This window comes from Pseudonocardia sp. NPDC049154 (assembly GCF_040648315.1).
In the GTDB taxonomy this organism is placed as follows: Bacteria; Actinomycetota; Actinomycetes; order Mycobacteriales; family Pseudonocardiaceae; genus Pseudonocardia.
In genome coordinates, this window is the sequence record NZ_JBEZDN010000027.1 from 24,227 (window position 1) to 45,423 (window position 21,197).

Here is a 21,197-nt window from a genome sequence, read left to right on the forward strand (position 1 = left end):
GTACGGCAGCCCCGGGCGGTACCCCCTATCGTGCCCCTCGCCGCATGATCACGGAACGGCGGTTGCGCGGGGCCGCATGGTCGTGTTCGGATTCCGCATCCGAACCGACTCTCGGTGGCGCGTCGACGTGTCGCCGTATGCGAGGAAAGAGGTGCACGCGTGGTCGCCGCGGAAGATGCCGGACGATCGTCCGACATCGCGGGCAAGCTCGGCGTCGAGCCGGGCATGGTCGTCCAGGAACTGGGTTATGACACCGACGTCGACGACGCGGTCCGCGAGGCCGTCGAGGACGTCACCGGCGAGGAGCTCCTCGACGAGGACGCCCAGGAGGTCATCGACGTCGTGCTCCTGTGGTTCCGGGAGGGCGACGGCGATCTCGTCGACACCCTCGTGGACGCCCGGGGCATGATCGCCGAGAACGGCATGATCTGGGTGCTCACCCCGAAGACGGGGCGGAGCGGCCATCTCGAGCCCAGCGAGATCGCGGAGGCCGCGCCCACCGCCGGCCTGGCGCAGACGTCGAACGTCAGCATCGGCGAGGACTGGGCGGGTGCCCGGCTCGTCTCCCCGAAGGCGGGCAAGAAGCGCGCCTAGCTAGGAGCTGTCCGGGCCGAGGCGGGCCTCCGCCCGCCTCGGCGCGAACAGCTCGACGGGGTTACCCGACGGGTCCTCCACGAGCACCTGGTCGCCGCCCACCCCCTGCACGAGGCCGCCGCGGAAGGCCACGCCCGCCGCGCGCAGCTTCTCGGCGAGGGCGGGCAGGTCGTCGACCTCGAGCGCGAAGCGGTTCCACCCGCCCGGCTCGGGGACGCGGCCGTCGTCGGTCGTCCGGCCGCCGCCCCCGGGCCCGCCGGGCGCGCTGAGGACGAGCCGCAGGTCCCCGCGGGTCAGCATGGCCATCGTCGGGGCCGGGTGCATGGTCTCGGTGAAGCCGAGGTGGGCGGTGTAGAAGTCGATCGCGGCGTCGACGTCGTGGACGATGTACCGGACGCTGACGGTGGCCATGGCGTACCCCCGGTTCGCTCGCCGGCCGGGACCCGGGCGTCCCGCCCGCGCTCCACACGGTAGGCCGTGGGCGGCCTAGTAGGCTCGGCCCGACGTCGCCCGCGCCCCGCGGGCACCCGCATGCCTTCGAGGAGAACGACGCATGGCACCCGAGGTGGGCACCAAGGCCCCGGACTTCACGCTGAAGGACCAGGACAAGCAGGAGGTGAGCCTGTCCTCCTTCCAGGGCGACAAGGCCGTCCTGGTGGTCTTCTACCCGTTCGCGTTCTCGGGTATCTGCACCGGCGAGCTCTGCACCGTGCGGGACGACCTCTCGTCCTTCCAGAACGACGACGTGCAGATCCTCGCGGTCTCCACCGACCCCACCTTCTCGCTCAAGGCGTGGGCCACCGCGGAGAACTACACCTTCCCGCTGCTGTCGGACTTCTGGCCGCACGGCGAGGTCGCCAAGGCGTACGGGGTGTTCAACGAGGGCGCCGGCATGGCCGTCCGCGGCACCTTCCTCGTCGACACCGACGGTGTGATCCGCTTCGCCGAGGTCAACCAGCCCGGCGAGGCCCGCGACCAGGAGGGGTGGAAGAAGGCCCTGGCGGCGCTCTAGGCCGCACCCGGGGCGGTCCTCCGCCCCGGTCCCGGGCGCGTAGCTCAGCGGGAGAGCACTCGGTTTACACCCGAGCGGTCGCAGGTTCGATCCCTGCCGCGCCCACCCTCCCTGACCAGGTCAGACGCTTCCGCGACACGCTCAGCGTCAGCGTGTCGTGACCCCAAATCTGCCCCCAACGCTCCTAGCTTCGGCCTCATGGGGGTATCGCGAGCGGGTCGGAAGCGTGTTCGAGGGAGCATCGATCGCCTGCCGAACGGCGGACTTCGTGTGCGTGTGCACGCCGGCTACGACGCCGTCACGGGGAAGCGGCATCGCCTTGTCGAGATCATCCCGCCCGGTCCGGATGCTCGGGGGCGGGCCGAGGCAGCGCGCACGCGGATGCTCAACGAGGTCGACGAGCGCCGGAACCCGCGAACGTCGGCGACGGTCAACCAACTGCTCGACCGCTACCTCGAGATGATCGACGTCAGCTCCAGCACGCACGTCATGTACACGCGGTACCTGGAGAACCACGTCCGCCCGTTCATCGGCGGCCTGAAGGCCGGCGCCGTCGACACCGATGTCCTCGACTCGCTCTACGCGGAACTGCGCCGCTGCCGAATCCACTGCCGCCCGCGCAGCCGGCAGATCGACCACCGCACCCCGCGGCCGCACGAGTGCGACGACCGCTGCGGGCCCCACGCGTGCAAGCCGCTGTCGAACACCACGATCAGGCACGTCCACCACATCCTGAATGCCGCCTTCAAGAAGGCCGTCCGCTGGCGCTGGATCGCAACCAGCCCGGTGACCCAGGCGGAAGCGCCGCCTCCGAAGCCGCCGGACCCGCGGCCGCCGACTCCGGCGGAGGCGGCGAAGCTGATCGAGGAGGCGTCGCTGGATCCGGACTGGGGCGCCCTGGTCTGGTTCACCATGACGACCGGTGCACGCCGCGGCGAGGTCTGCGCCCTTCGCTGGCGCAACGTGGACCTCGAGCAGGGTTTGGTCGAGATCCGCCGGGCCCTGGCGACCGACGGCCGCAGCAAGCTGGTGGAGAAGGACACGAAGACCCACCAGCAGCGCCGCGTCACGATCGACGACGAGACGCGTGAGGTGTTGGCCGAGCACCGGCTGCGGGCCGAGCAGGCCGCGGCGCAGGTGGGCAAGCTGCTCACTGGCCAGGGGTTCGTGTTCTCGCAGGCGCCCGACAGCAGCGAGCCGTTGGTGCCGTCTTCAGTCGGGCAGCGGTACACGCGGATGGCGAAGCGCCTCGGGATCGAGACGCACTTCCACGCCCTGCGGCACTACTCGGCGACCGAGCTGATCGCGGCCGGGATGGACGTTCGGACCGTCGCCGGGCGCCTCGGGCACAGCGGCGGTGGTATCACCACGCTGCGGGTCTACAGCGCCTGGTTGGCCGAGGCCGACCAGCGCGCCGCCGCGGGGATCGCGGCGCGGCTGCCCGAGCGCCCCAAGGCTGCCGCCTCCGCGAGCGAGCGGGCCAAGATGGCGCCCCGCCTGCCGTTCGAGAAGGTCGCGTCGACGATTCGGCTGCAGATCCTGACAGGCGAGCTCGCACCCGGCGATCAGCTGCTCGCCGTGAACGCCCTGGCCAAGCAGCACGAGGTCGGCGTCGGCACCGTGTACAAGGCGCTGCAGCTTCTTGAGGAGTGGGGTCTGGTCCTCCTCAAGAGCGGCGGTCGGCCGATCGTCCTCGAGACCGTTGACCTCGAGGACTCTGCGACGTCATCCCCCTCCGAGGCAATGCCCGTGGCGCAGGAGCCCGAACCGGAGATCGCCGAGGTCGCGCCGGCGCAGCCAGCCCAACCCGCTCCTGCTTCGGCGAGGCTCCTCGACTTCGTAGTCCGCCGCCGCGGCTATGTCATCGCCGACTTCTCGGCCGAGGCCGACCCGAACAATGCCGCCCAGCTGCGTCAGCTGCTCGTCGACGCGGTCCGCCGGGACGGCCGGGACCCGAGTGACCTCGGTGACTTCTCCATGGAGATCGCCGATCCCGAGCTGAAGGAGCGCATCCGCACCTTTGTCGCGCCGAGCAGTCCTTCCTGAGGCTGCCCGATCTTGCGCGTTCGTGGAGTGATGTGCCGCGGCTGGAGACGACAGCGGTGGCGCGTAGCCGTACGATCCGAACATGTGTTCGACTCGGAGGCGGTGTCCATGCGCAGGATGGCCAAGCCCGTCTACGTCGACCTGCGGTGCATCTACGGCCCGCAGGAGCGACGGAACATCGACATCAGCAAACCCGGAGTGCTCGACGTCGCCGGCGTCGCGAACGGCGAGCTCCACTCGTGGTTCCGCGGGCTCGACGCGCGCTGGTACGGGCTTGTCTCGTTCCCCATCATGTGGGCGTCGCGGACCCCTCGCTGGGGTTGACGCATGTGGACCAGCTCGTGCCGGCCGAGGCGTTGAAGCTTCGCCGCTACAACGGCCAGACCTACCGGAGCTGATCGATGAGCCCCGAAGAGGTGAGCCAGCCAACGGCATCCGCCGTCGTACCGAGGAAGTTGATCCTGACATGAGCGACGCGGAGCAGGCTGAGGAGATCCCGACGGTCCGGAACCGCCTCGAGGCGATGCTGTCGGAGGAGCGGATCGCCTCGCACCTCGAGCGCAAGGTGATCAAGCTCGACGGCGTGGTCGTCGAAGACCTGAACACCCCAGCCCCACCGGGGACAAGGATCGTCTTCGGCGGATCCTGACTTCGACTGATCTCCGTTCTGCGTGGCAGCTGCGGAGTGCTCGTCCGTGCGGCGCCACAGTCGGCAAGCTGCGGCGCTGGTCCGACGTGTGACGAACCAGCGCCGCAAGTGGCTGAGACTTTCGGCCGGCTCGGCCTCCTGATCAGCCGAGCAAGCCGTTGAAGAAGACGGGCTCGTTCAGTTCGGCGGCCACGGCGATCTGCAGCGAGCCCTTGGTGCCCTTGGGCGTCTTGAACTGGAACGGCACGGCGAGGGACTGGCCGGGCGCGATCTGCTGGGTCGGCAGCCCGTTGCCGTCGCCCCAGTACTGCTGGGCGGGTGCGCCGTCGGCGGTAGCGCTCATCGTCACCAGAGACGCGCCGATGGGCTTGGTGCTGCCGTTGGTGATGGTGACTGTGGACTCCCAGCCCTGCTCGTTCTTGGCCACGATGAACTGGTTCTTCGGGTTGTGCGGCTTCGGGACGCTGGCCGACAGGGCGATGCCGGAAGCGTAGGTGTAGGTCTCGCCGAGGTTCACGGTGCCGCCCTTGCGAACGTCGTCGACAGCTTTGACCGCACCACCCACGAGAGCAGTACACCCGGCGAAGCCCAGGATCGGAATCAGGATGAGTGCGCCGACGATCCACGGCCACTTCTTCCGCTTCTTCGGCGGCCTCGGCTCGGCGCTGCGCTGCTTGGGAACCTGAGGCGGCAGCGGGTGGCCGCCGGTGAAGCCGAACTGTTGCGGCCGCGGTTGTCGCGGCGGCGCCCACTGCTGGCCGTACTGCTGAGGCATCGGCTGCGGCTGCCGGGGCTGGGGCGGGTAGGGACCGGGCCGACCGTTCTGGGGACCGTAGTACGGCTGACCTGGATGCGGCGGGTACGGCTGAGACATGGGGGAGCGTCTCCGTTCGTGCATTTCGTCCCCCGACGTCGTTTCACATGTCGCACTCCGTCGGTAACCTGTTACGCCCTCGCGAATCGCGAATTAGTAACAGCGAAACCGAGAGCGGTTGCTCGCGTGCTGCTGTCCTTCGAGCACCTCGAGGGGGTAGCGGCTCGGCCACGTTCGCGGCCGACTAGGTGCGACGCGAACTGGACACATCGCTGCATGGTCAGCACATACCCGGTTCTCGGAGGACCGGCCTTCCGGCCGGGCTGCTTCTTCAGTGGTGGGCCGCTCACTCCGCCCGGTCTCACGGGCAAGGGTGCTGCGCATCGGCTGCGCCGACGACCTGGCGGTCGCCCCTGCCCGCGAGCCTCGCCGGGCGGAGTCGGGCGCGGACGGCAAGGGCGGGCGCTTCGCACCGCGCCCCGCAGCCAGCCCACCACAACAACAAGAACCGACCTGCTGCTCGGGCTGGTTGCCGAACTCTCCAGGAGGCCGCCATGTCCCAGACCCTCGACCACAAGGAGACACCCCAGGACGACAACACGCTTCGGCGGGTGCTCGGGCTCCGCCCGGTCCGCACGGTGGTGTTCGACGGCGAAGACTTCCTCGACCCGTGCCCCACCTGCGGCCACCGCGCCCCGGCCGACGCCCCCGCCGAGCTCTCGCCCGGTGACCCGGTCACCGACGTCGTGCTCGACAGCGCCGCAATCGGGCAGGCGCACCGGACGGTGGCGATGGCGGTGGAGGTGCTCGACCAGCGCCGCCCGGCGAGGCAGCTCACCGACCTAGCCGCGCCGCGGGTGCTGCGGTACCTGCGAGCGGTCCCGGTCGAGACCAGCGGCCTCCGCGGCGGAGCCCGACTGTTGAGCTTCCACCCGTCGCAGCCGCACGAGGGCGCGGTGGAGGTCGCCGGATCGGTCCGGCTCCGGGGACGCCGCCGGGCACTGGCCGCCTCGTTCATGCTGGTCGGCCTCGACCGGTGGGTGTGCTCGACGATTCGGATCCTGTGAAACCGGCAGAGGCCGGGCGAGAACTCCTCGCCTGGCCTCTGCCGGGCGGTCGCAGTCGAGCTGACGCCCTGTGCTGTTCGGCGGCAGCACTCCGGGTGAAGCCATCGCGCCGCGGCCGCTGCATCGGCTCGAGGACGGTTCATTTGCCGCCGGGAAGCGTCGGTGGTTCGCTTCTTGCATCGCTCATAAAGCCTCACGTCGTACCCGACGCAGCAGTTCGCCGGCCGATGCCGCGGTGAGTACGAAAGAGCTGCGCGGTTGGCGGCCGATAATGGTACTCCAGCCTCAATTCAAGGTCGGAACACAGGCTCGTGAGCACGGACTATCGCGAGCGGTGTAACGATGTAGGGCCTTTGATCGTGGCGGACTTGACTTCCTGGGGTCCAGTCGACCCTGCTTCCGGGTACTCAACGTGTCGTTGAGCGGCTGTTCAATGGAAAGCCGGAAAGTCACGCCGCGCACGCGCTCCTTCAAGGTGGCCCGACCGGTTCCGAACTACAGGTGTGTAAGCACCTGATCGGCGGTAGTGATGCGGGCCGCACGTGTATTACCTACTTTAGGCGACGACGCTCCAGGGGGATGAGTGTACGACTATCTGTCGTTGCTGCCATCGACGTTCCAGTGGTTGGCGAACTCGCTTCAGCGAGTCTCAAGCATTCCTTGGCCGCTATGGCTCGCACTCCTGTTTCCGTTCTATGTAGCGGCGTTGACGCTCATGCTCTGGATCCTTCGGGGGAATGTGTGGCCTGTCAGATGTGCCTACCCTAAAACTAGTAAGCGAAGGCCATGCGACAACTGGGTCGCCGGTGAATGGCGCCGATGTCGGTATCATGACCGACAGAGAAACTACAAGTTCGGGCATACCGTGGATACACGCATTCGGCGCTGGCAACAGGTGAACAAGAAGGGGGAGCTAATTGATCTACCGGCCATTGGCGTCGGGGTAGTCCGGACTCGTCCAGCCGGACGAACTCTGCTCTACGAGAACGGGTATGCGCGAAGGCCTTCAGACGTGCTCAAGATCGCACCTGACTTCGTCCGGTCCGCAGTCATGCGGCTTCGGTCTGCCCGGCTACGTGGCCCAATGGGGGAGCGTGAGATCGGCGAGATCGTGGTTATGCGAGACTCGTTGACTGAAGGACTCATTGATGTAGTTCGGGCAACCAGGTGTGCTCTTGCTGCCTTCGCCCTGGCGATTGCTGCCACTCTGGTTTCGATCACATTGGATGACGCAGCGCAGGCCGCTCTGCAGTGGGTGGCGACGTTCTTCTTCGTGGTCGCTTGGGCTGCGGTGTCGGCGGGAATCTATCAGCGTGACCAGGGTTGGGTTCGGGGCGCCGCTCGGAAAGCGGTCAAATGGTGGATCTTCATCTTTGTGCCCGTCGCTGTGGCGAATCTAATCTTCGCGGCCTTCAATTGAAGGAAGCAATCTGCTCAATTTGTGCCGTTCAAGGGTTGTGGTTGTCGCTCACTGTACGTAGCTGACGGCGTACCTTCTCCGGATCCCACCGCGTGTGCCCGCCGGGTGTGCGCAGCTCAGGAGTGATCGCTCCACTGGCGATGTAGCGCTGGATCGTCCGCAGGCTGAGGCCCAGCTCCTTGGCGAGCTGCCCGCTCGTCACCAGCCGTGCCACGACACGCAGGTTAGGGAACCGATCAGGTTCGTGGCACTGCTCGTCGTACTATGTCGTAGATTGACGTAGTTGGAGGAGGCGGTGTGGCGGACACGGTCTACTCGGTCCACGCGACGAGGCCGGACGACGTCGGGGCGGTCGAGGTCATCTTCGGGTCCGAGGCCGAGGCGCGTGAGTATGCCCGGTCGCGGTCCCTCGACGACCGGGTGCTCTCGACCTCCGTGACCAGCTTCCGTGTCGGCCGGCTCGGGACGAGGCAGTCGGTCGCGTGGTTCGTCGAAGGGAGTGAGCAGCCTCGTTCGTTCACTCGCCGGCTGTATCCGACGGACTGACGAGCGTGGCGCCCGGCCGTAGGCTCGGATCGGCAGCGCCGCGGACGGGTTCCATGATGAGAGATTGGGGTGCGCGATCAGCGACGCGGGCATGACGAACCAGACCGAGCAGGACGACCCGGCGGCCGTGCTGCACGCGGCGGCGCAGAAGGTCCAGCTCGACGACGAACATGCCGAGCTGATCCGGTACGGCTCGAATGCAGTCTTCCGGCTGCCGAACCACGTGATCGCCCGCGTCTCCCGCCCGGGCGCCGACGCCGAAGCAGTGGAGCGTCAGGTTGCCGTCGCGCGGTGGCTCGAGGCACTCGACTACCCCGCAACGCAGATCGTTGGCGTCGAGCAGCCAGCCGTAGTCGGCGATCGTCTCGTGACGTTTTGGAAGTCGGTATCCGACGGCGAGACCTACGCCGGCCTCGCCGACGTGGCGGCGCTTATCCGGCGACTGCACGAGCTCCACGTGCCAACCCCTATCGAGCTTCCAAGACTGCAGCCCTTCGGTTCACCCGAGGCCCCGTTGCCGTCCTTCACTGGACTCAAGGCAGACGACGCTGCCTACCTGCAGGAGCGCTATCGGTGGGCGCGCGAGACGTTCGACGATCTCCCGTTCGCGTTGCCGCGCGGCGTGATCCATGGCGACGCCAACGTCGGCAACGTCATCCTTGACCGCGTAGGACGGCCGGTGCTGATCGACCTCGACAGCTTCGCCGTGGGCCCACGCGAGTGGGACCTGATCCAGACGGCGCTCTTCTACGATCGGCTGGGCTGGCACACTCGCGAGGAGTACGAGACCTTCGTCCGCGTCTACGGCTACGACCTGCTGCAGTGGGAGGGTTACGAGCAGCTCGCCGACATGCGCGAGATCGCGATGACGGCGTGGCTGAGCCGGCAGGCCGCCGAGTCGGAGAAATCGGCGGCGGAGGCGGCCAAGCGGATCGTTGCCATCAGGACCGGAGCGAGCCGAAAGGACTGGTCGGCCTACTGACCCCAGAGCCGGCGGGAACGAGCCTGCTCGTCGAAGTCCCGCACGACGCGAGACCCGCGGAAGCGGGGCAGACGCTGCCGGAGCTCGTCGACGTAGCTCGCGCAGCGCGTGGACTGCAGGTCATCGCCGAGGTCGAGCGCGGTCAGCGCGGTCGCGCAGCCGGCCTCGACCTCGCCGCCGTCGAGCTGGGCGTGGGCGAGGACCATCGTCGCGAAGAAGTCGCTGCGGACGTACTCACCGCTGGCTCCCTCCACGGCCTGTGAGGCCCAGTGCGCAGCATCGGATGGGCGTCCGAGGTCGCGATGGCAGTGGCCGAGTTCCGCAGCAAGCTCCGCCTCGTCGAAGTACTGGATCCACTCCGGACCGTCCCCAGGGGAGTGGCGCTCGAACTTCGAGGTGGCTCGGCCGAGCGCCGCGTCGCACCCCGTTGCGTCGCCGAGCCTGGCGAGCGCCCGTGCCTCCATCACGCTGAAGTGCGCGCTGAGCACGGGGATGCCGAGTGAGCTCGTCCCCAGTTGCGCGGCCCGGGCGAGATTCGCCGCCTCGCGGAACCGGCCGAGATAGGTCGCCTGGTGGCTCATCGCGTCGAGAATGCTCGCCGCGAGGCTGCGATCCCCGGCCTCGTCGGCCAGCGCCAGTGCCTGGATGAAGTAGCGCTGGGCGAGACCGTGGTGCCCGACGTCGTAGGAGCTCCAGGCCGCGAGCTGGGTGATCTCCGCGGCGGCCGTGAACAGCTCCCGGTACACAGTCGACGACGCGCCGGCACGCAAGGACTTCGGTAGCTCGTCCCGCAAGAAGGCGATGAGGGCCCGACGCGTGTGTCCGCCGCCGAACCTGTTGTCGAGCATCGCGAAGGTCAGCCGGGTCTGTCGGATCCGGTCGACATCGCCTCTGCCGAGGGTCCTCGGCTCGACGTCGGCGGAGCCTCGCGTGCCGACGAGCCACGTCAGCGAGGCCTCGTTCCATGCTGCTGGGCTTGCCGCCGAGGCGACCACCGAGCCGGCCTGGTCGATGTCGGCCTGGAGCAGGGCGGCGAGGGTGGATGCGGACTCGTCGGCGTCGGTGGGGTAGCTGAGGCCCACGTCGGGGCTCACCGTCTGTCCACCCACGAACCCGACCTCGTCGGGACGTACCTCGCGCCCGAGACGTTCGCCCAGGGCCTGCAGGATGCACGCCCTCGCCTCGTCATCGCGCGGGATGGTCCCGTTGATCCAGCGGCTGACGTAGGTGTGCGTGTACTCGCGGGTGAGTCCCCGTCGCGCAGCCATCGCGGTCACCGCACGTGCGAAGCGCTTGCGGCCCACGGAGCCGTCGCGGTCGAGGTAGCCGGCCTCGCGCAGGAGCGCGTAGAGCCGCTCGTTGGCTGCCATCGACCTCCCTCCGCACCCCGGGCGTCCGAGTGTGCCCCCATGTGCGCCCTGCCGCGGGCAGTTCGCGAAAGCCAGAGTGGATCACGTGGAGGACAGACGACAAGAGGAGGCCGGCGGGGCCTCGCTCAGCGCAGCCGAGCGACGAGAGGTGCAGCGGGAGCTGACCCGGCTCGGCGCGGAGGTGCGTCGCTGGGCGGACCTGCTCGCCGCCAGGATCGACGAGCTCGGCCGGACGGTCAACGGCGGAGCGACTTCTCCAGCTCGCTCACCCGCGCGTCGAGCTGCGCCATCGCCGAGTCGAGAGCCTCCCGGAGGTCGTCGATGCGCTGACTGATCTCGACGAACTCGGCCGACGGAGCGGACGGCTCGGGCTCCCGCGAGACATAGACGCCCTTGCCTGGTTGGCCCTCGGCAAGCCCGTCGGACTGCAGTTGCTTGACCGCGGCGCGGGCGACGGTGACGGACACGGCGTAGGTCGACATCAACGCCGAGGTGGAGGGCAGCAGGTCGCCGACGGCATAGGTCCCGTCCAGGATCTTGCCGCGCAGGTCGTCTGCGATCTGCTGGTACTTGGGGCGCCTCGCCACCGACCCTCCTCGCCTCGTCACCGGCATCTTGCCGGTCGGGCACCACCACCTTCCACGACACGCCCATCCACAGGCGTGTCACCACACCTACTACCACAGGTGCACTATGTGCATATGGTCGAGCCGGGTCGTTCTGAGGAGGACTGATGAGGAAGCAGCAGAGCAGTGCGGATTCGGTCGCGCCGGCCTTCTACAGCGTTGCCGCGACAGCGCGGATGCTCGGCGCGTCGGAGATGACCGTGTACCGCGCGATCCAGGACGGCGAGTTCCCGGCGCTGAGGATTCGGGGGCGGATTGTTGTGCCGGCGAAGGCGCTCGAGGCCATGACCGAGGCGGCGGTAGCCGGGCACCGCACCGTCGATGTCGCGGAGTGGACTGCGGCCGTCGCGGAGGAGGCTGCTGATGGGCGCGGCTGAGCTCTTCTCCGCCCTGTTCGTTCACGAGGTCGACCCGGACTGGCGGGTGTTCGCCACCTGCCGGGAGATCGACGCCGACCTCTTCTTTCCGGAGGACCGCCAGCCGGCGGGGCAGGTGAAAGCGGTCTGCCGGTCGTGCCCTGTCCAGCCCGAATGCCTCGCGACGGCGATCGCAACCGGGGAGGCGCACGGGATCTGGGGCGGGCTGACCTACCGGGAGCGGCTTCGACTCGTCCGCGTCCTGCGCGACGGCGGATTCCAGATCCCCCGCTGGCGGCGTCGCAGGCGGGCGGCGGCATGACCACGGATGCGCGACGAAAGGACCGGTGGGGTGGACGGCGTCGGGGTACTGATCTTCTTCGCGCTCGTCGGGGCGTTCATCTGTGCCCGGGCGCGCGTGCCCGGGGGAGCGGTGCTGTTCGCGCTCGTCGCCCTCGTGCTCTTCGTTGCCAGCCCGATCGGGCAGGGGGTTCCCGGCGCGGTGGCGACCTTCTTCTCCACGCTCGACGACGCGGCCACGCCCGTCCTGAACAACGAGGAGGCCGGTACGTCGCGCTGATCGACAGGGCTGTCTGCGGAGACCACAGGTGACCGCGCGCGGTGCTCTGTTCTCGCTGCTGCTCGTCGTGGCGGTGGCGGCCGCGGTCCTCTCCTTCGCCGCCCTGCGCGATCTCGCCCGGATGTGCGGCTTCGCGGTGTGGCTCGCCTGGCTGCTCCCCGTCGTCGTCGACGCCGGGGCGGCAGCGGGCTCCCTGGTTTGGCTCGGCGGGTGGGCGGCTGACACCGCTCGGCGGTTCGCCCGCGCCCTGGCGCTCTGTCTGTTGGCCCTGTCGGTCGCAGCCAATGCACTGGGCCATGGGCTCGAGGCCTACGGGCTCGAGCCCCCCTGGTGGGTCGTCGTGGTCGTGTCCGCGATCGCGCCGGCCGTTCTGGGCGCCGTCGTGCATCTCGCCGTCCTGGTCGGTCGCGTCAAGCCGGCGCCGCCCGTCGAGCTGGCCGACGACGACTTCGCTGATCTCGGCGACGAGCCTCTGTCGCCGTGGTGGGAGTCAGCCCCTCCCGTGTCGGAACCGAGTCGATACGACCGCGCCGAGGCGCTCATCGCCTCCGGCATCGGTCGTCGCCGCCTCGCCAGGGAGCTCGGCGTGACGGAGCACGAGGCGCGCCAGCTACTCGCCTCCTCCCGCCGCGACGACGCAGCGGACGATCCCGAGGAGAACGCGTCATGACCTACTCGCCCGTTCTGTTGTGCCTGCTCCTTGCGATCGGAGCGGTAGCCGTGTGGGTGCGCGGGTCGCGGGGCCTGGCCGTGATCGTGGCCGCCTGCGCCGTCCTTCCGGGCTGGTGGTCGGTTCGGCACCTGCCGTTCTGGGTGCTGCTCGTCCCAGGAGCGCTGCTCGTGGCGTGGGGGTGGCATCGCTGGAGCCGGACATCGGCGAAGGTGACTCGCTGGGGAGCCCGGTCACGCCGGAAGTCCGGAGTGGCCTCGTCGGTCGACATCGCGCGCGTGGCCTCGGGCGCAGCGATCCGGCGTAAGGCGGCCTCGGTTCGCCCGGCCCTGTCGGCGCAGCCGCTGGCCGAGCGGGGTCGCATCCGAACGTCCGACGTCGGGGTCGCGCTGTGCCGTGTCGGCCTGCAGCGAGTCTGGGCCTCGATCGAGGACGTCACGCTGATCTTCGGTGGGCCGCGCACCGGCAAGACGGGGTGGCTGGCAGGTCGACTGCTCGACGCCCCCGGTGCCGCCGTCGTCACCTCGACCCGAACGGATCTCCTCGAGCTGACCGGGCCGCTCCGCGCTCGTCGTGGCCCGACCTACGTCTTCAACGCCGTCGGGCTGGGCGGCCACGCGTCGACGATCACCTTCGACCCGCTCACCGGCTGCGCGGATCCGGTGACGGCGGCGGAGCGCGCAACGGACCTGCTGGCGGCGGGTTCGCACGGCGGTGGCGACCGCGAGTTCTGGGACACCCAGGCTCGGCGTGTCCTTGCCGCGCTGATGCACGCAGCGGCGCTGGGGGAGCTGACCATGCGCCAGGTCCTCGGGTGGGTCGCCGACCCGGACGGGGCGCACCGCGAGGTCACGTCGCTACTGCGGAAGTCGCCCGCTCCGGAGTACGTCCAGGACGCCACGCAGTTCGTCACGACCAACGACCGGACGCGGACGTCGATCACCTCGACGATCATGCCGGCGCTGGGCTGGTTGACCTCGCCGGCGGCGTCGGCCGCGGCGAGCGGCGCGCACCCGTTCGACGTCGGCGACCTGCTCGACACCCGGGCGACGGTCTACCTGCTCGGCGCGGAGGAGACGCAGGCGGCGCCGCTGGTGTGCGCGCTGACGGGCTTCATCGCGAGGGAAGCGCGGCGGCTCGCGGCGGTCCGGCCCGGCGGGCGCCTGGACCCGCCGCTGACCCTCGCGCTCGACGAGGCGGCGTTGATCTCGCCGGTCCCGCTGCAGTCCTGGACCGCGGACATGGGCGGGCGCGGCGTCTCGATCATCGGGGCCTTCCAGTCGCGGGCGCAGGTAATCGCACGGTGGGGCGAGACCGGTGCGGCGATCATCCTGAACAACACCGCGGCGGTGATGGTGTTCGGCGGGACTCGCGATCGTGACGACCTGTCCTACTGGTCCACATTGGCCGGCGAGCGCGACGAGCCCGTCACGACGACCGACCTCCACGGCCGGCTCGCCTCGCGGACGGTGCGACGGGTGCCCGTCCTCGCGCCGGCGCAGATCGCGAACCTGCCCGCGGGACAGGTCGTGGTCTTCCGGCGCGGCATCCCGCCGGCCATCGGGCGGGTCCGGATGGCATGGAGACGGCGCGACGTCCGGTCGCATGCTCGGGTCGTCCGTCGCGAGGCGCAGGTGGGGCGGCTGCGGAGGTGGCGCGACAACGCGGTGGCTGGCGCCGTCGACGCGCTGGCGACCCGATGGCCGGAGCGGTTCGGCGCGCTCGCCCGACGTGTGCGGGACGAGGGCGTCGACCGTCGCGAGCGCGAGATCACCGCACCGGACAACGTGCTTCAGCTGCCGGGGCGGCAGTCGTGACCGACGAACGCGACACCGTGATCACGGCCCTCGCCCGCTCGCTGGAGCGGACCCAGCGGCGACTGGGCGAGCTCGACGGTCTGGTCCGCCAACTGGCGGGCGACGTCACCCGCCTCTCCCGCTCGCGCCCGCCGGCGGGCGACGCCTCGGCCTCGACGGGCGAGGGCGGGCGACGCTCGACGAGCGGCGGGTGGCTACTCGCCGAGCACTCGGACCCGGCCGTGACGGAGATGGCGGGGCTGGTCGACTGGGTCGAGACGGTGTTCCTGCGCTATCCGGACGCCGAGCTGCCCTCGTGCTGGCTCTGGCATCCGGCCGTCGTCGAGGAGCTGTGGTGGCTGCGCGGCGCGCACGCCGCGGCCTACGACGACGAGGCCGGCTCCTGGCAGCGCATCGGGGACTGGCACGACCGCTACCGGCCCGGCGTCGTCAAGCGCCTGCGCACCGCCGTCGGCGGCTGCGAACTCGCGCTGCACATCGAGGGCGGAGACGCCGCTGGTCCCGCTCCGGTCGCCCCGCTCGCCGAAGCCGCGAGCGACGTCGTCCACGCCTGGGCCACGCGCCGCGCACTGCCCGAACCGACCGAGCAGCAGCTCGCGACCGCCGAGCGACACGACCGCGCACAGCACCGGAAGGCCCACCGATGAGGACACTCTCCCAAGATCAACTACTCAAGATCCAAAGCCGATACACACCTAGGCATCACGATCCGATGGACATGCGCGACGCGGCCGGAGGGCGCCGGTGCTGAGCCTCGCGATCGGCCACGACGTCGGCTACCTGACCGGCCCTGTGGCCGGCGGCCGGGAGGGCTACTACACCGGCGCCGTCGCTGTCGGGGAGCCTGCCGGGCTCTGGTACGGGGCCGGGGCCGAGCGCCTCGGGCTCGCCGGCGAGGTCGACGCCGAGCTGATGGAGGCTGTCTACACGCACCTGCTCGACCCGCGCGATCCCGCGGCGCAGTCGCGATCGACGTGGGGTAAGGCAGCGCCGCTCGCGTCTCCGCACAAGAAGTTCCGGTCGCCCGGGCAGATCTATGCAGAGTTGCTGACAGCTGAGCCGCAGGCAGGGCCGGAGCGTCGGGCCGAGCTACGCGCGCGGGCCGAGCAGTCCTCGCGGCAAGCGGTGGCGTTCATCGACGCGACCTTCTCGGCGCCGAAGAGCGTGACGGTGCTCGGAGCAGCCTTCGAGCGGGCCGCCAACGACGCCCGCGCGGCGGGAGACGAGCGGGCGGCGTCAGCGTGGGCGGCGCACCAGCAGGCGGTGGAGAACGCGGTGCTCGCCGGGGCCCGGGCCGGACTCGACTACCTGCAGGACGCGGCCGGCTACGCACGTGCTGGTCACCACGGGGGTGGCGGTGGGCGGTGGGTGGACGCCCACGAGTTCGTCGTCGCCCAGTTCCTGCAGCACGACTCCCGCGACCAGGACCCGCAGCTGCATGTGCACAACGCGATCCTCAACCGCGTCCAGTCCGCCGACGGCAAGTGGCGGGCGCTGGACTCCCGCACCATCCACGCCCACCGGGGTGCGGCGGGTGCGATCGCCGAGCGGGTCATGGAAGCGCACCTGTCGCGGACACTCGGGGTGGAGCTGGCCACCCGCCCGGACGGGCGGGCGCGCGAGGTCGTCGGCATTAAACCGGAGCTGCTGGAGCTGTTCTCCTCCCGCCGACACGCCATCACCGCCCGCACGCGGGAGCTGGTCGATGCCTTCACCGCCCGCTTCGGGCGCGAGCCCTCCCCACTGGAACGCACCCGGCTCGCCCAGCAGGCCACCCTCGCGACCCGTGCGGTGAAGAGCCACGACGGCGAGTCGCTCGGCGAGCGCCTCGACCGGTGGGAGGCCGAGGCCCGGCAAGCCGTCGCCGGTGGGCTCAGCCAGGTCGCGCATCAGGTGGTCGAGCGCGCCCAGAAGGAAGGTGCGGCGGAGGAGTGGTCGGTCGAGGACGTCGTCGAGCGCGCGCTGGCCAACGTAGGCACGGCGCGGGCGTCGTGGTCGCGGGCGGATCTGATGCGCGCGGTGTCCGACGAGCTGCCCGGCCAGCTGGGCATCCCACCGGACCAGGTTCGGCCGCTGCTGGAGAAGCTGACCGACACCGCGCTCGCTCAGGCTGTGCCGATCACTCCGCCGCCGGTGCTGGACTCGTTGCCGAGCGAGCTGCGTCGCCAGGACGGGGCGTCGATGTTCGCGCGACCGGGCGGGGAGCGCTACAGCGCGCCCGGCCAGCTCGCCGCCGAACGCCTGCTGCGACGCACCGCGGTGGTGCGCGGTGCCGCTGCGCTCGATCCCGCCGAAGCCGACGCGATCGTGGCTCGTTTCGCCGAGTCTGGCCACGAGCTCGGCGCTGACCAGGCCGCCGCCGTGCGGGGCGTGCTGACCTCAGGGGCACGCGTCGAGGTCCTCGCCGCGGCGGCGGGCACCGGCAAGACCTTCACCGTTGGAGCGCTGACCGACGCCTGGACGCCCTCCGGGCGCCGCGTGCTCGGCCTGGCGCCGTCCCAGGTCGCGGCGGACCTGCTCGCCGAGGAGGGGCTGACGGCGGCGAACACCGCGCGGTGGCTGTCGAACACGCCGGGGGACATGGTGCCCCGCGAGGGCGACCTGGTCGTGGTCGACGAGGCCGGGATGGCCTCGACCGGTGAGCTGGCCGAGATCACCCGCCGCTGTGATGCCGCCGGCGCCAAGCTCCTACTCGTGGGCGATCCCCGCCAGCTCGGCGCAGTGGGACCGGGAGGGGCGCTGGCCGACGTCGGCGACCGGGGCATCACCTATCACCTCGGCGAGGTCCGCCGCTTCGCCGCCAACTGGGAACGCCATGCCTCGCTGCAGCTGCGCGAGGGCCGACCCGACGCACTCGACGCCTACCAACGCCACGGCCGACTGGTCGACGCCGGCGCACCCGAGCAGGCCGAGGCTTCAGCAGCCCGGGCGTGGCTGGCCGACACCCTCGCCGGACGCGACTCCGTGCTGATCGTCGACAGCAACGACGCCGCCGCCCGGGTCAGCGCGGAGCTGCGCGCCCAGCTCGTCGATCTCGGTCGGGTCGAGGAACGCGGCGTCGAGCTCGGGCTGCAGGGCACCGTCGCCGGGGTCGGCGATCTCGTGCAGGCGCGCCGCAACGGTTGGAACCTGGTCGGCTTCGCCGGGAACACCCGCGCGCCAATCAACCGCAGCACCTACCGCGTGACCGCCCTTCGCGACGACGGCGGGCTGGCGGTGACGCCGGTGCTGGGCGGTGAGGCGATCCAGCTGTCCTTGGAGTACGTGCGCTCGCACCTCGCGCTGGCCTACGCCAGCACCGTGCACGCCGCGCAGGGCCGCACGGTCGACACCGCACACTCCGTCCTCGCCCCTGGCGCCGACGCCTCCGCCGTGTACGTCGCGCTGACCCGCGGTCGGGAGCGCAACACCGCGTGGACCGTCACCCGCCCCACCGCCTCCGACGCGCTCCCCGGCCAGACGCTGGAGACCGAACCCCGTACGGCTCGGGCGATCCTCGCCGACGTCTTCGCCGCGGCGGAGGCAGATCAGACCGCACTCGCGGAGCGCGAGCAGGCCCAGATCACCGCGCGGTCGACCCTCACCCATGCCGGGCAGCTCATCGAGGGTGCCGGTCACGTGACGGCCGGTCGGACCGCGGCCACGTTGGATCAGCTCACCGTCGACGGAGTCCTCGCGCCGCGCATCCGTGAACGCCTGGCCGCCGACGAGGCGTTGAGCTCGCTGGACCGGCTGCTGCGCACCGCCGAGCTCGCCGGGCACGACCCCGCCGCTGTCCTACGCGGGGCGATCGACGGTCGCAGCCTCGACGACGCCCGCTCACCGGCGCAGGTGCTGCACCACCGCATCACCACCACGCTGCACGGCCGGCTGACGCCCGAGATCGAGTCCGCAGCCGATCTCGTCCCGCGAGACGCTCCTGCGGACTGGGCCGACTGGCTGCGGGAACGGGCCGAGGCCGTCGACCTGCGCCGTCACGAACTCGGCGCTGAACTCGCGTCCGACCCGCCGCCGTGGGCGCAGACGGCGCTCGGGTCCGTACCCGACGACGTCGTCGGGCGGGCGGAGTGGGAACGACGAGCCGGTTGGGCGGCCGCCTACCGCGAGCACGCCGGCCATACCGACGACCATGACCCGCTCGGCGCCGCACCGTCCGCTGGCCTCGTCGAATCTGCTGCCCTCTTTCGTGCTGCCCACCGTGCGCTCGACCTGCCCGACGCAGGCGCCGAGGAAGCAGATCTGACCGACGGGCAGCTGCGAATGCGGGTCCGCGCCTACCAGCGCGAGACCGCTTGGGCGCCGCGGTGGGTCGGCGACGAGCTCGATCAGGTCCACCAGCAGGCAACGAAGACGGCCGGCGACGCAGAGATCTGGGCGGCCCGCGCCGAGACCATCACCGACGACGCCGAGCGGGACGCGCTGCATGGCGCCGCGCAGAAGGCTCGCGCCGAGGCCGAGTCGCTGGCCGAGCGGGCGGCGCAGCTCGAAGTCGCCGACCGGGCCCGCGCGGCCTGGTTCGTCCACACTGCTCAGACCCGCGATCGGGCCGAGCGCGCTCGGGTCGAGCTCGGCGCGCGCGGTGTCGACCTCGCTCACCCCGTGGATCGCGTGACCGCCGAGGAGTGGCTCGCGGTGCACCTCGCCAGCCAGCGCGAGGAGGAGCGGCACCGCGAGATCACGGAGCTGGACGTCGCCGACCTCGAGCGCTCGGAGTCCGGTGACCTGCGCGCCGGCATCGGGACGGACGTGCCCGACGTCCGAGATATCAGCGTTGCCGAGCCCAGTGAGACCGCCCAGGACAGCCGAGGGCGGATCCCGACAGTCGACGAGACCACCGCAGCCGTGGGCCGCGCGCAGCTCGCGCTCGCCGAGATCGCCGCCCGCGATGCAGCAGACGCCCAGCGCGAGGCCGAGGACGCCGCCGTCCGCGACGTGGCTGCCTGGCAGCAGACCCGAGAGGAGGTCCCGGAGTGGGACGCCGAAGCCGTCGCCGAACGCTAGCCCGACTGCACCCGTTGCCGCGCCGCCGCGATCCGCGCGGTCAGGCGCCGCGACCGCTCCACAGTCGCCTGTGCCTCGTTCCGGGCGGCATGACGCTGCTCTGGTCCCCAGATCTTGAGCGGCGCCGACGCCATCGCAGCTTCGACCAGCTCATGAGCGTCGGCCAGCTGTCCGTCGGGGCGCCTTGCCGGCAACGGCAGTGGGGGAGACGCGTTCGTGCCGAGCAGCCAACCCAGGGTTGCTGCAGTGCCCTCGGCTCTGGTGGGCGGAACGTCGAGCGGTGGGCAGTAGTCGACACCGAGTGTCTGGGACAGAGCGTGAGCGGGCGGAGCAGCGTCTGGTGCGAGGGCTGCGCGAGCAACCCAGAGCTCCGCCTCAGCCAGGGCCTGGCTCACCGGGCGTTCCTCGCGGCCGGTCACCGGCGCGGTCTGTCCACCGCGGACCCACGCCAGCGTCGCGACGATCCCAGCTGCGCGTCCCGAGCCCGACTCGGTCGCGTCGGCGTAGGCGAGCCAGTGCAGGTCGGCGATCTCGTGGAGCGACGGGACCGTCCACTGCGGCTCGGTCGGTGTCCACGTCATGACGCCGAGTATGCGCCAGTTCCCCGACCTGTTCTCCGCCTCATGCCGGGAGGTGACATCGATGACCGAGCCTGACCTACTGCGCTCGGCCCTCGCCCACGCAGCCCGTGGCTGGCGAGTCTTCCCGTTGCGACCCAACGACAAGAGGCCCGCCGTCCGCGACTGGGAAGCCCGCGCAACCACCGACGAGGCACGCATTCGCAGGGCCTGGTCACAGGGAAAATTCAATATCGGGCTCGCCTGTGGGCCTTCCTCCTTGGTAGTCGTCGACCTCGACACCCCCGCTCACGGTGCGCCGCGACCACGCGAATGGGACCGCCCCGGGATAGGCGACGGCGTCGACGTCCTCGCGACCCTGGCCGACGAAGCCGGGCAGCCAGCACCGTTCGAGACGCTGAGCGTGCAGACCGCCTCCGGCGGCGAGCACCTCTACTTCCGCGCACCCGACGGCCTCCGTATTCGCAACTCGGCCGGCCGCCTCGGCTGGCTCATCGACATCCGCGCCTGTGGCGGCTACGTCGTCGCCGCGGGCTCGATCGTGCGGGGGCGCCGCTACCGCAGCAACGGACACGACGTCGTCGCACCACTACCGGAATGGATTGCCGACCGGCTGCGCGAGCCGGTGCCCCACCCACCCCGCCCCCCGCGTCGACGCGACTTCGCCCCGCTCCTCGACGTGGTCGGCCGCCGCTCCCGCTACGCCGCCGCGGCGCTGCACAGCGAGCTGGAAACCGTCCTGGCGGCGCATCCCGGCTGCCGCAACGACACCCTCAACCGCGCCGCCTTCGCCCTCGGCCAACTCGTCGCCGCCGACGTCCTCCCCAGAGGGCTTGCCGTCGCTGCCCTGGCCGAAGCCTCGGCCGCCATCGGCCTCCCACCCGTCGAAGCAGACGCCACCATCCGCTCCGGCCTCGCCGCCGGTGGCCTGCGACCGCGACGGATTCCGATAGGAGACCCACGGTGACCTCCCGGTCCCGCCGGACCGCCCACGACATCCTCACCGGCCTCGACGCCGACCGCCGCCTCGCCGTCCTGCACGGCGACGACCAGCCCGCAACACCCGGTT

General features: G+C 70.7%; 23 protein-coding genes and 1 tRNA gene. 18 read left to right on the forward strand and 6 right to left on the reverse strand.

The genetic code is table 11. The features are described 5' to 3' along the window. Window positions 1–159 precede the first annotated feature (159 nt). Window positions 160–594 carry a DUF3052 domain-containing protein gene (locus AB0B41_RS15870; RefSeq protein ID WP_037052388.1) on the forward strand — a complete coding sequence of 145 codons (435 nt, stop codon included), beginning with the start codon at window positions 160–162 and terminating at the stop codon, window positions 592–594. Here the strand turns inward: AB0B41_RS15870 and AB0B41_RS15875 are convergent, their stop codons facing one another. After that, window positions 595–1,005: a VOC family protein gene (locus AB0B41_RS15875; protein ID WP_358203510.1), complete on the reverse strand. Its 411-nt coding sequence runs from the start codon at window positions 1,003–1,005 to the stop codon at window positions 595–597. Between the two features lie 142 nt (window positions 1,006–1,147). On the opposite strand from AB0B41_RS15875, the gene AB0B41_RS15880 reads away from it, so the two are divergent. The 5 genes from AB0B41_RS15880 to AB0B41_RS15900 all read left to right on the forward strand — a co-directional run bounded on the left by AB0B41_RS15880 (window position 1,148) and on the right by AB0B41_RS15900 (window position 4,301). Next, window positions 1,148–1,606 carry a peroxiredoxin gene (locus tag AB0B41_RS15880; protein ID WP_358203513.1) on the forward strand — a complete coding sequence of 153 codons (459 nt, stop codon included), beginning with the start codon at window positions 1,148–1,150 and terminating at the stop codon, window positions 1,604–1,606. 33 nt (window positions 1,607–1,639) lie between these two features. After that, window positions 1,640–1,711: transfer RNA gene (locus AB0B41_RS15885), tRNA-Val, on the forward strand. Window positions 1,712–1,876: 165 nt separating this feature from the next. Then, window positions 1,877–3,652 carry a tyrosine-type recombinase/integrase gene (locus tag AB0B41_RS15890; RefSeq protein WP_358203515.1) on the forward strand — a complete coding sequence of 592 codons (1,776 nt, stop codon included), beginning with the start codon at window positions 1,877–1,879 and terminating at the stop codon, window positions 3,650–3,652. An 84-nt stretch (window positions 3,653–3,736) separates the two neighbouring features. Continuing rightward, window positions 3,737–3,976: a hypothetical protein gene (locus AB0B41_RS15895; protein ID WP_358203517.1), complete on the forward strand. Its 240-nt coding sequence runs from the start codon at window positions 3,737–3,739 to the stop codon at window positions 3,974–3,976. A gap of 142 nt (window positions 3,977–4,118) precedes the next feature. Continuing rightward, window positions 4,119–4,301: a hypothetical protein gene (locus AB0B41_RS15900; RefSeq protein WP_358203518.1), complete on the forward strand. Its 183-nt coding sequence runs from the start codon at window positions 4,119–4,121 to the stop codon at window positions 4,299–4,301. A gap of 142 nt (window positions 4,302–4,443) precedes the next feature. Here AB0B41_RS15900 and AB0B41_RS15905 read toward each other — a convergent pair whose 3' ends face one another. Continuing rightward, window positions 4,444–5,076 carry a hypothetical protein gene (locus AB0B41_RS15905; RefSeq protein ID WP_358203520.1) on the reverse strand — a complete coding sequence of 211 codons (633 nt, stop codon included), beginning with the start codon at window positions 5,074–5,076 and terminating at the stop codon, window positions 4,444–4,446. Between the two features lie 593 nt (window positions 5,077–5,669). Here AB0B41_RS15905 and AB0B41_RS15910 point away from each other — a divergent pair. Together AB0B41_RS15910 and AB0B41_RS15915 are read left to right on the forward strand one after the other, a co-directional pair. Continuing rightward, window positions 5,670–6,182: an Rv3235 family protein gene (locus AB0B41_RS15910; protein ID WP_358203522.1), complete on the forward strand. Its 513-nt coding sequence runs from the start codon at window positions 5,670–5,672 to the stop codon at window positions 6,180–6,182. A gap of 1,084 nt (window positions 6,183–7,266) precedes the next feature. Then, the gene (locus tag AB0B41_RS15915; RefSeq protein ID WP_358203523.1) at window positions 7,267–7,602 is read left to right on the forward strand and encodes a hypothetical protein; all 336 of its coding nucleotides are present in this window, start codon (window positions 7,267–7,269) and stop codon (window positions 7,600–7,602) included. A gap of 28 nt (window positions 7,603–7,630) precedes the next feature. Here AB0B41_RS15915 and AB0B41_RS15920 read toward each other — a convergent pair whose 3' ends face one another. Next, a complete protein-coding gene (locus tag AB0B41_RS15920) occupies window positions 7,631–7,816 on the reverse strand; it encodes a MerR family DNA-binding transcriptional regulator (protein ID WP_358203526.1) in 186 nt (61 codons plus the stop codon). Window positions 7,817–7,899: 83 nt separating this feature from the next. Between AB0B41_RS15920 and AB0B41_RS15925 the strand changes: the two genes are divergently transcribed. After that, on the forward strand, window positions 7,900–8,148 hold the full coding sequence (locus tag AB0B41_RS15925; RefSeq protein WP_358203528.1) for a hypothetical protein: 249 nt from the start codon (window positions 7,900–7,902) through the stop codon (window positions 8,146–8,148). Between the two features lie 91 nt (window positions 8,149–8,239). After that, window positions 8,240–9,130 carry an aminoglycoside phosphotransferase family protein gene (locus AB0B41_RS15930; RefSeq protein ID WP_358203530.1) on the forward strand — a complete coding sequence of 297 codons (891 nt, stop codon included), beginning with the start codon at window positions 8,240–8,242 and terminating at the stop codon, window positions 9,128–9,130. Here the strand turns inward: AB0B41_RS15930 and AB0B41_RS15935 are convergent. Further along, window positions 9,124–10,500: an XRE family transcriptional regulator gene (locus AB0B41_RS15935; protein WP_358203532.1), complete on the reverse strand. Its 1,377-nt coding sequence runs from the start codon at window positions 10,498–10,500 to the stop codon at window positions 9,124–9,126. The genes AB0B41_RS15930 and AB0B41_RS15935 overlap by 7 nt on opposite strands. A 236-nt stretch (window positions 10,501–10,736) precedes the next feature. Then, complete coding sequence (locus AB0B41_RS15940; protein ID WP_358203534.1) at window positions 10,737–11,087, reverse strand: winged helix-turn-helix domain-containing protein; 351 nt, start codon at window positions 11,085–11,087, stop codon at window positions 10,737–10,739. Between the two features lie 146 nt (window positions 11,088–11,233). Here AB0B41_RS15940 and AB0B41_RS15945 point away from each other — a divergent pair, with 146 nt between their 5' ends. The 7 genes from AB0B41_RS15945 to mobF all read left to right on the forward strand — a co-directional run bounded on the left by AB0B41_RS15945 (window position 11,234) and on the right by mobF (window position 19,550). Continuing rightward, window positions 11,234–11,503, forward strand: a complete 270-nt coding sequence (locus tag AB0B41_RS15945; protein WP_037054245.1) for a helix-turn-helix domain-containing protein — start codon at window positions 11,234–11,236, stop codon at window positions 11,501–11,503. Continuing rightward, entirely contained in the window at window positions 11,490–11,804 is a 315-nt protein-coding gene (locus AB0B41_RS15950) for a WhiB family transcriptional regulator (protein WP_358203537.1), read from the forward strand. The genes AB0B41_RS15945 and AB0B41_RS15950 overlap by 14 nt, the downstream gene beginning before the upstream one ends. A 6-nt stretch (window positions 11,805–11,810) precedes the next feature. Continuing rightward, window positions 11,811–12,062: a hypothetical protein gene (locus tag AB0B41_RS15955; RefSeq protein WP_358203539.1), complete on the forward strand. Its 252-nt coding sequence runs from the start codon at window positions 11,811–11,813 to the stop codon at window positions 12,060–12,062. 28 nt (window positions 12,063–12,090) lie between these two features. Further along, on the forward strand, window positions 12,091–12,732 hold the full coding sequence (locus AB0B41_RS15960; RefSeq protein ID WP_358203541.1) for a DUF2637 domain-containing protein: 642 nt from the start codon (window positions 12,091–12,093) through the stop codon (window positions 12,730–12,732). After that, the gene (locus tag AB0B41_RS15965) at window positions 12,729–14,549 is read left to right on the forward strand and encodes a TraM recognition domain-containing protein (RefSeq protein ID WP_358203543.1); all 1,821 of its coding nucleotides are present in this window, start codon (window positions 12,729–12,731) and stop codon (window positions 14,547–14,549) included. The genes AB0B41_RS15960 and AB0B41_RS15965 overlap by 4 nt, the downstream gene beginning before the upstream one ends. After that, the gene (locus AB0B41_RS15970) at window positions 14,546–15,196 is read left to right on the forward strand and encodes a hypothetical protein (protein WP_358203545.1); all 651 of its coding nucleotides are present in this window, start codon (window positions 14,546–14,548) and stop codon (window positions 15,194–15,196) included. The genes AB0B41_RS15965 and AB0B41_RS15970 overlap by 4 nt, the downstream gene beginning before the upstream one ends. 97 nt (window positions 15,197–15,293) lie before the next feature. Beyond that, the gene (gene mobF, locus AB0B41_RS15975; protein WP_358203548.1) at window positions 15,294–19,550 is read left to right on the forward strand and encodes a MobF family relaxase; all 4,257 of its coding nucleotides are present in this window, start codon (window positions 15,294–15,296) and stop codon (window positions 19,548–19,550) included. Here the strand turns inward: mobF and AB0B41_RS15980 are convergent. Continuing rightward, window positions 19,547–20,131, reverse strand: a complete 585-nt coding sequence (locus AB0B41_RS15980; protein ID WP_358203550.1) for a hypothetical protein — start codon at window positions 20,129–20,131, stop codon at window positions 19,547–19,549. The genes mobF and AB0B41_RS15980 overlap by 4 nt on opposite strands. Window positions 20,132–20,192: 61 nt before the next feature. Between AB0B41_RS15980 and AB0B41_RS15985 the strand changes: the two genes are divergently transcribed. Next, window positions 20,193–21,095 carry a bifunctional DNA primase/polymerase gene (locus AB0B41_RS15985; protein WP_358203552.1) on the forward strand — a complete coding sequence of 301 codons (903 nt, stop codon included), beginning with the start codon at window positions 20,193–20,195 and terminating at the stop codon, window positions 21,093–21,095. Window positions 21,096–21,197: the final 102 nt, after the last annotated feature.

What these genes read in the sequence shown, in the direction of transcription:
- AB0B41_RS15875 (WP_358203510.1), bottom strand. Translation starts at nt 1,005, where the DNA reads ATGGCCACCGTCAGCGTCCGGTACATCGTCCACGACGTCGACGCCGCG.
- AB0B41_RS15880 (WP_358203513.1), top strand. Translation starts at nt 1,148, where the DNA reads ATGGCACCCGAGGTGGGCACCAAGGCCCCGGACTTCACGCTGAAGGAC.
- AB0B41_RS15900 (WP_358203518.1), top strand. Translation starts at nt 4,119, where the DNA reads ATGAGCGACGCGGAGCAGGCTGAGGAGATCCCGACGGTCCGGAACCGC.
- AB0B41_RS15905 (WP_358203520.1), bottom strand. Translation starts at nt 5,076, where the DNA reads ATGCCTCAGCAGTACGGCCAGCAGTGGGCGCCGCCGCGACAACCGCGG.
- AB0B41_RS15910 (WP_358203522.1), top strand. Translation starts at nt 5,670, where the DNA reads ATGTCCCAGACCCTCGACCACAAGGAGACACCCCAGGACGACAACACG.
- AB0B41_RS15915 (WP_358203523.1), top strand. Translation starts at nt 7,267, where the DNA reads ATGGGGGAGCGTGAGATCGGCGAGATCGTGGTTATGCGAGACTCGTTG.
- AB0B41_RS15930 (WP_358203530.1), top strand. Translation starts at nt 8,240, where the DNA reads ATGACGAACCAGACCGAGCAGGACGACCCGGCGGCCGTGCTGCACGCG.
- AB0B41_RS15935 (WP_358203532.1), bottom strand. Translation starts at nt 10,500, where the DNA reads ATGGCAGCCAACGAGCGGCTCTACGCGCTCCTGCGCGAGGCCGGCTAC.
- AB0B41_RS15945 (WP_037054245.1), top strand. Translation starts at nt 11,234, where the DNA reads ATGAGGAAGCAGCAGAGCAGTGCGGATTCGGTCGCGCCGGCCTTCTAC.
- AB0B41_RS15950 (WP_358203537.1), top strand. Translation starts at nt 11,490, where the DNA reads ATGGGCGCGGCTGAGCTCTTCTCCGCCCTGTTCGTTCACGAGGTCGAC.
- AB0B41_RS15955 (WP_358203539.1), top strand. Translation starts at nt 11,811, where the DNA reads ATGCGCGACGAAAGGACCGGTGGGGTGGACGGCGTCGGGGTACTGATC.
- AB0B41_RS15965 (WP_358203543.1), top strand. Translation starts at nt 12,729, where the DNA reads ATGACCTACTCGCCCGTTCTGTTGTGCCTGCTCCTTGCGATCGGAGCG.
- AB0B41_RS15980 (WP_358203550.1), bottom strand. Translation starts at nt 20,131, where the DNA reads ATGACGTGGACACCGACCGAGCCGCAGTGGACGGTCCCGTCGCTCCAC.
- AB0B41_RS15985 (WP_358203552.1), top strand. Translation starts at nt 20,193, where the DNA reads ATGACCGAGCCTGACCTACTGCGCTCGGCCCTCGCCCACGCAGCCCGT.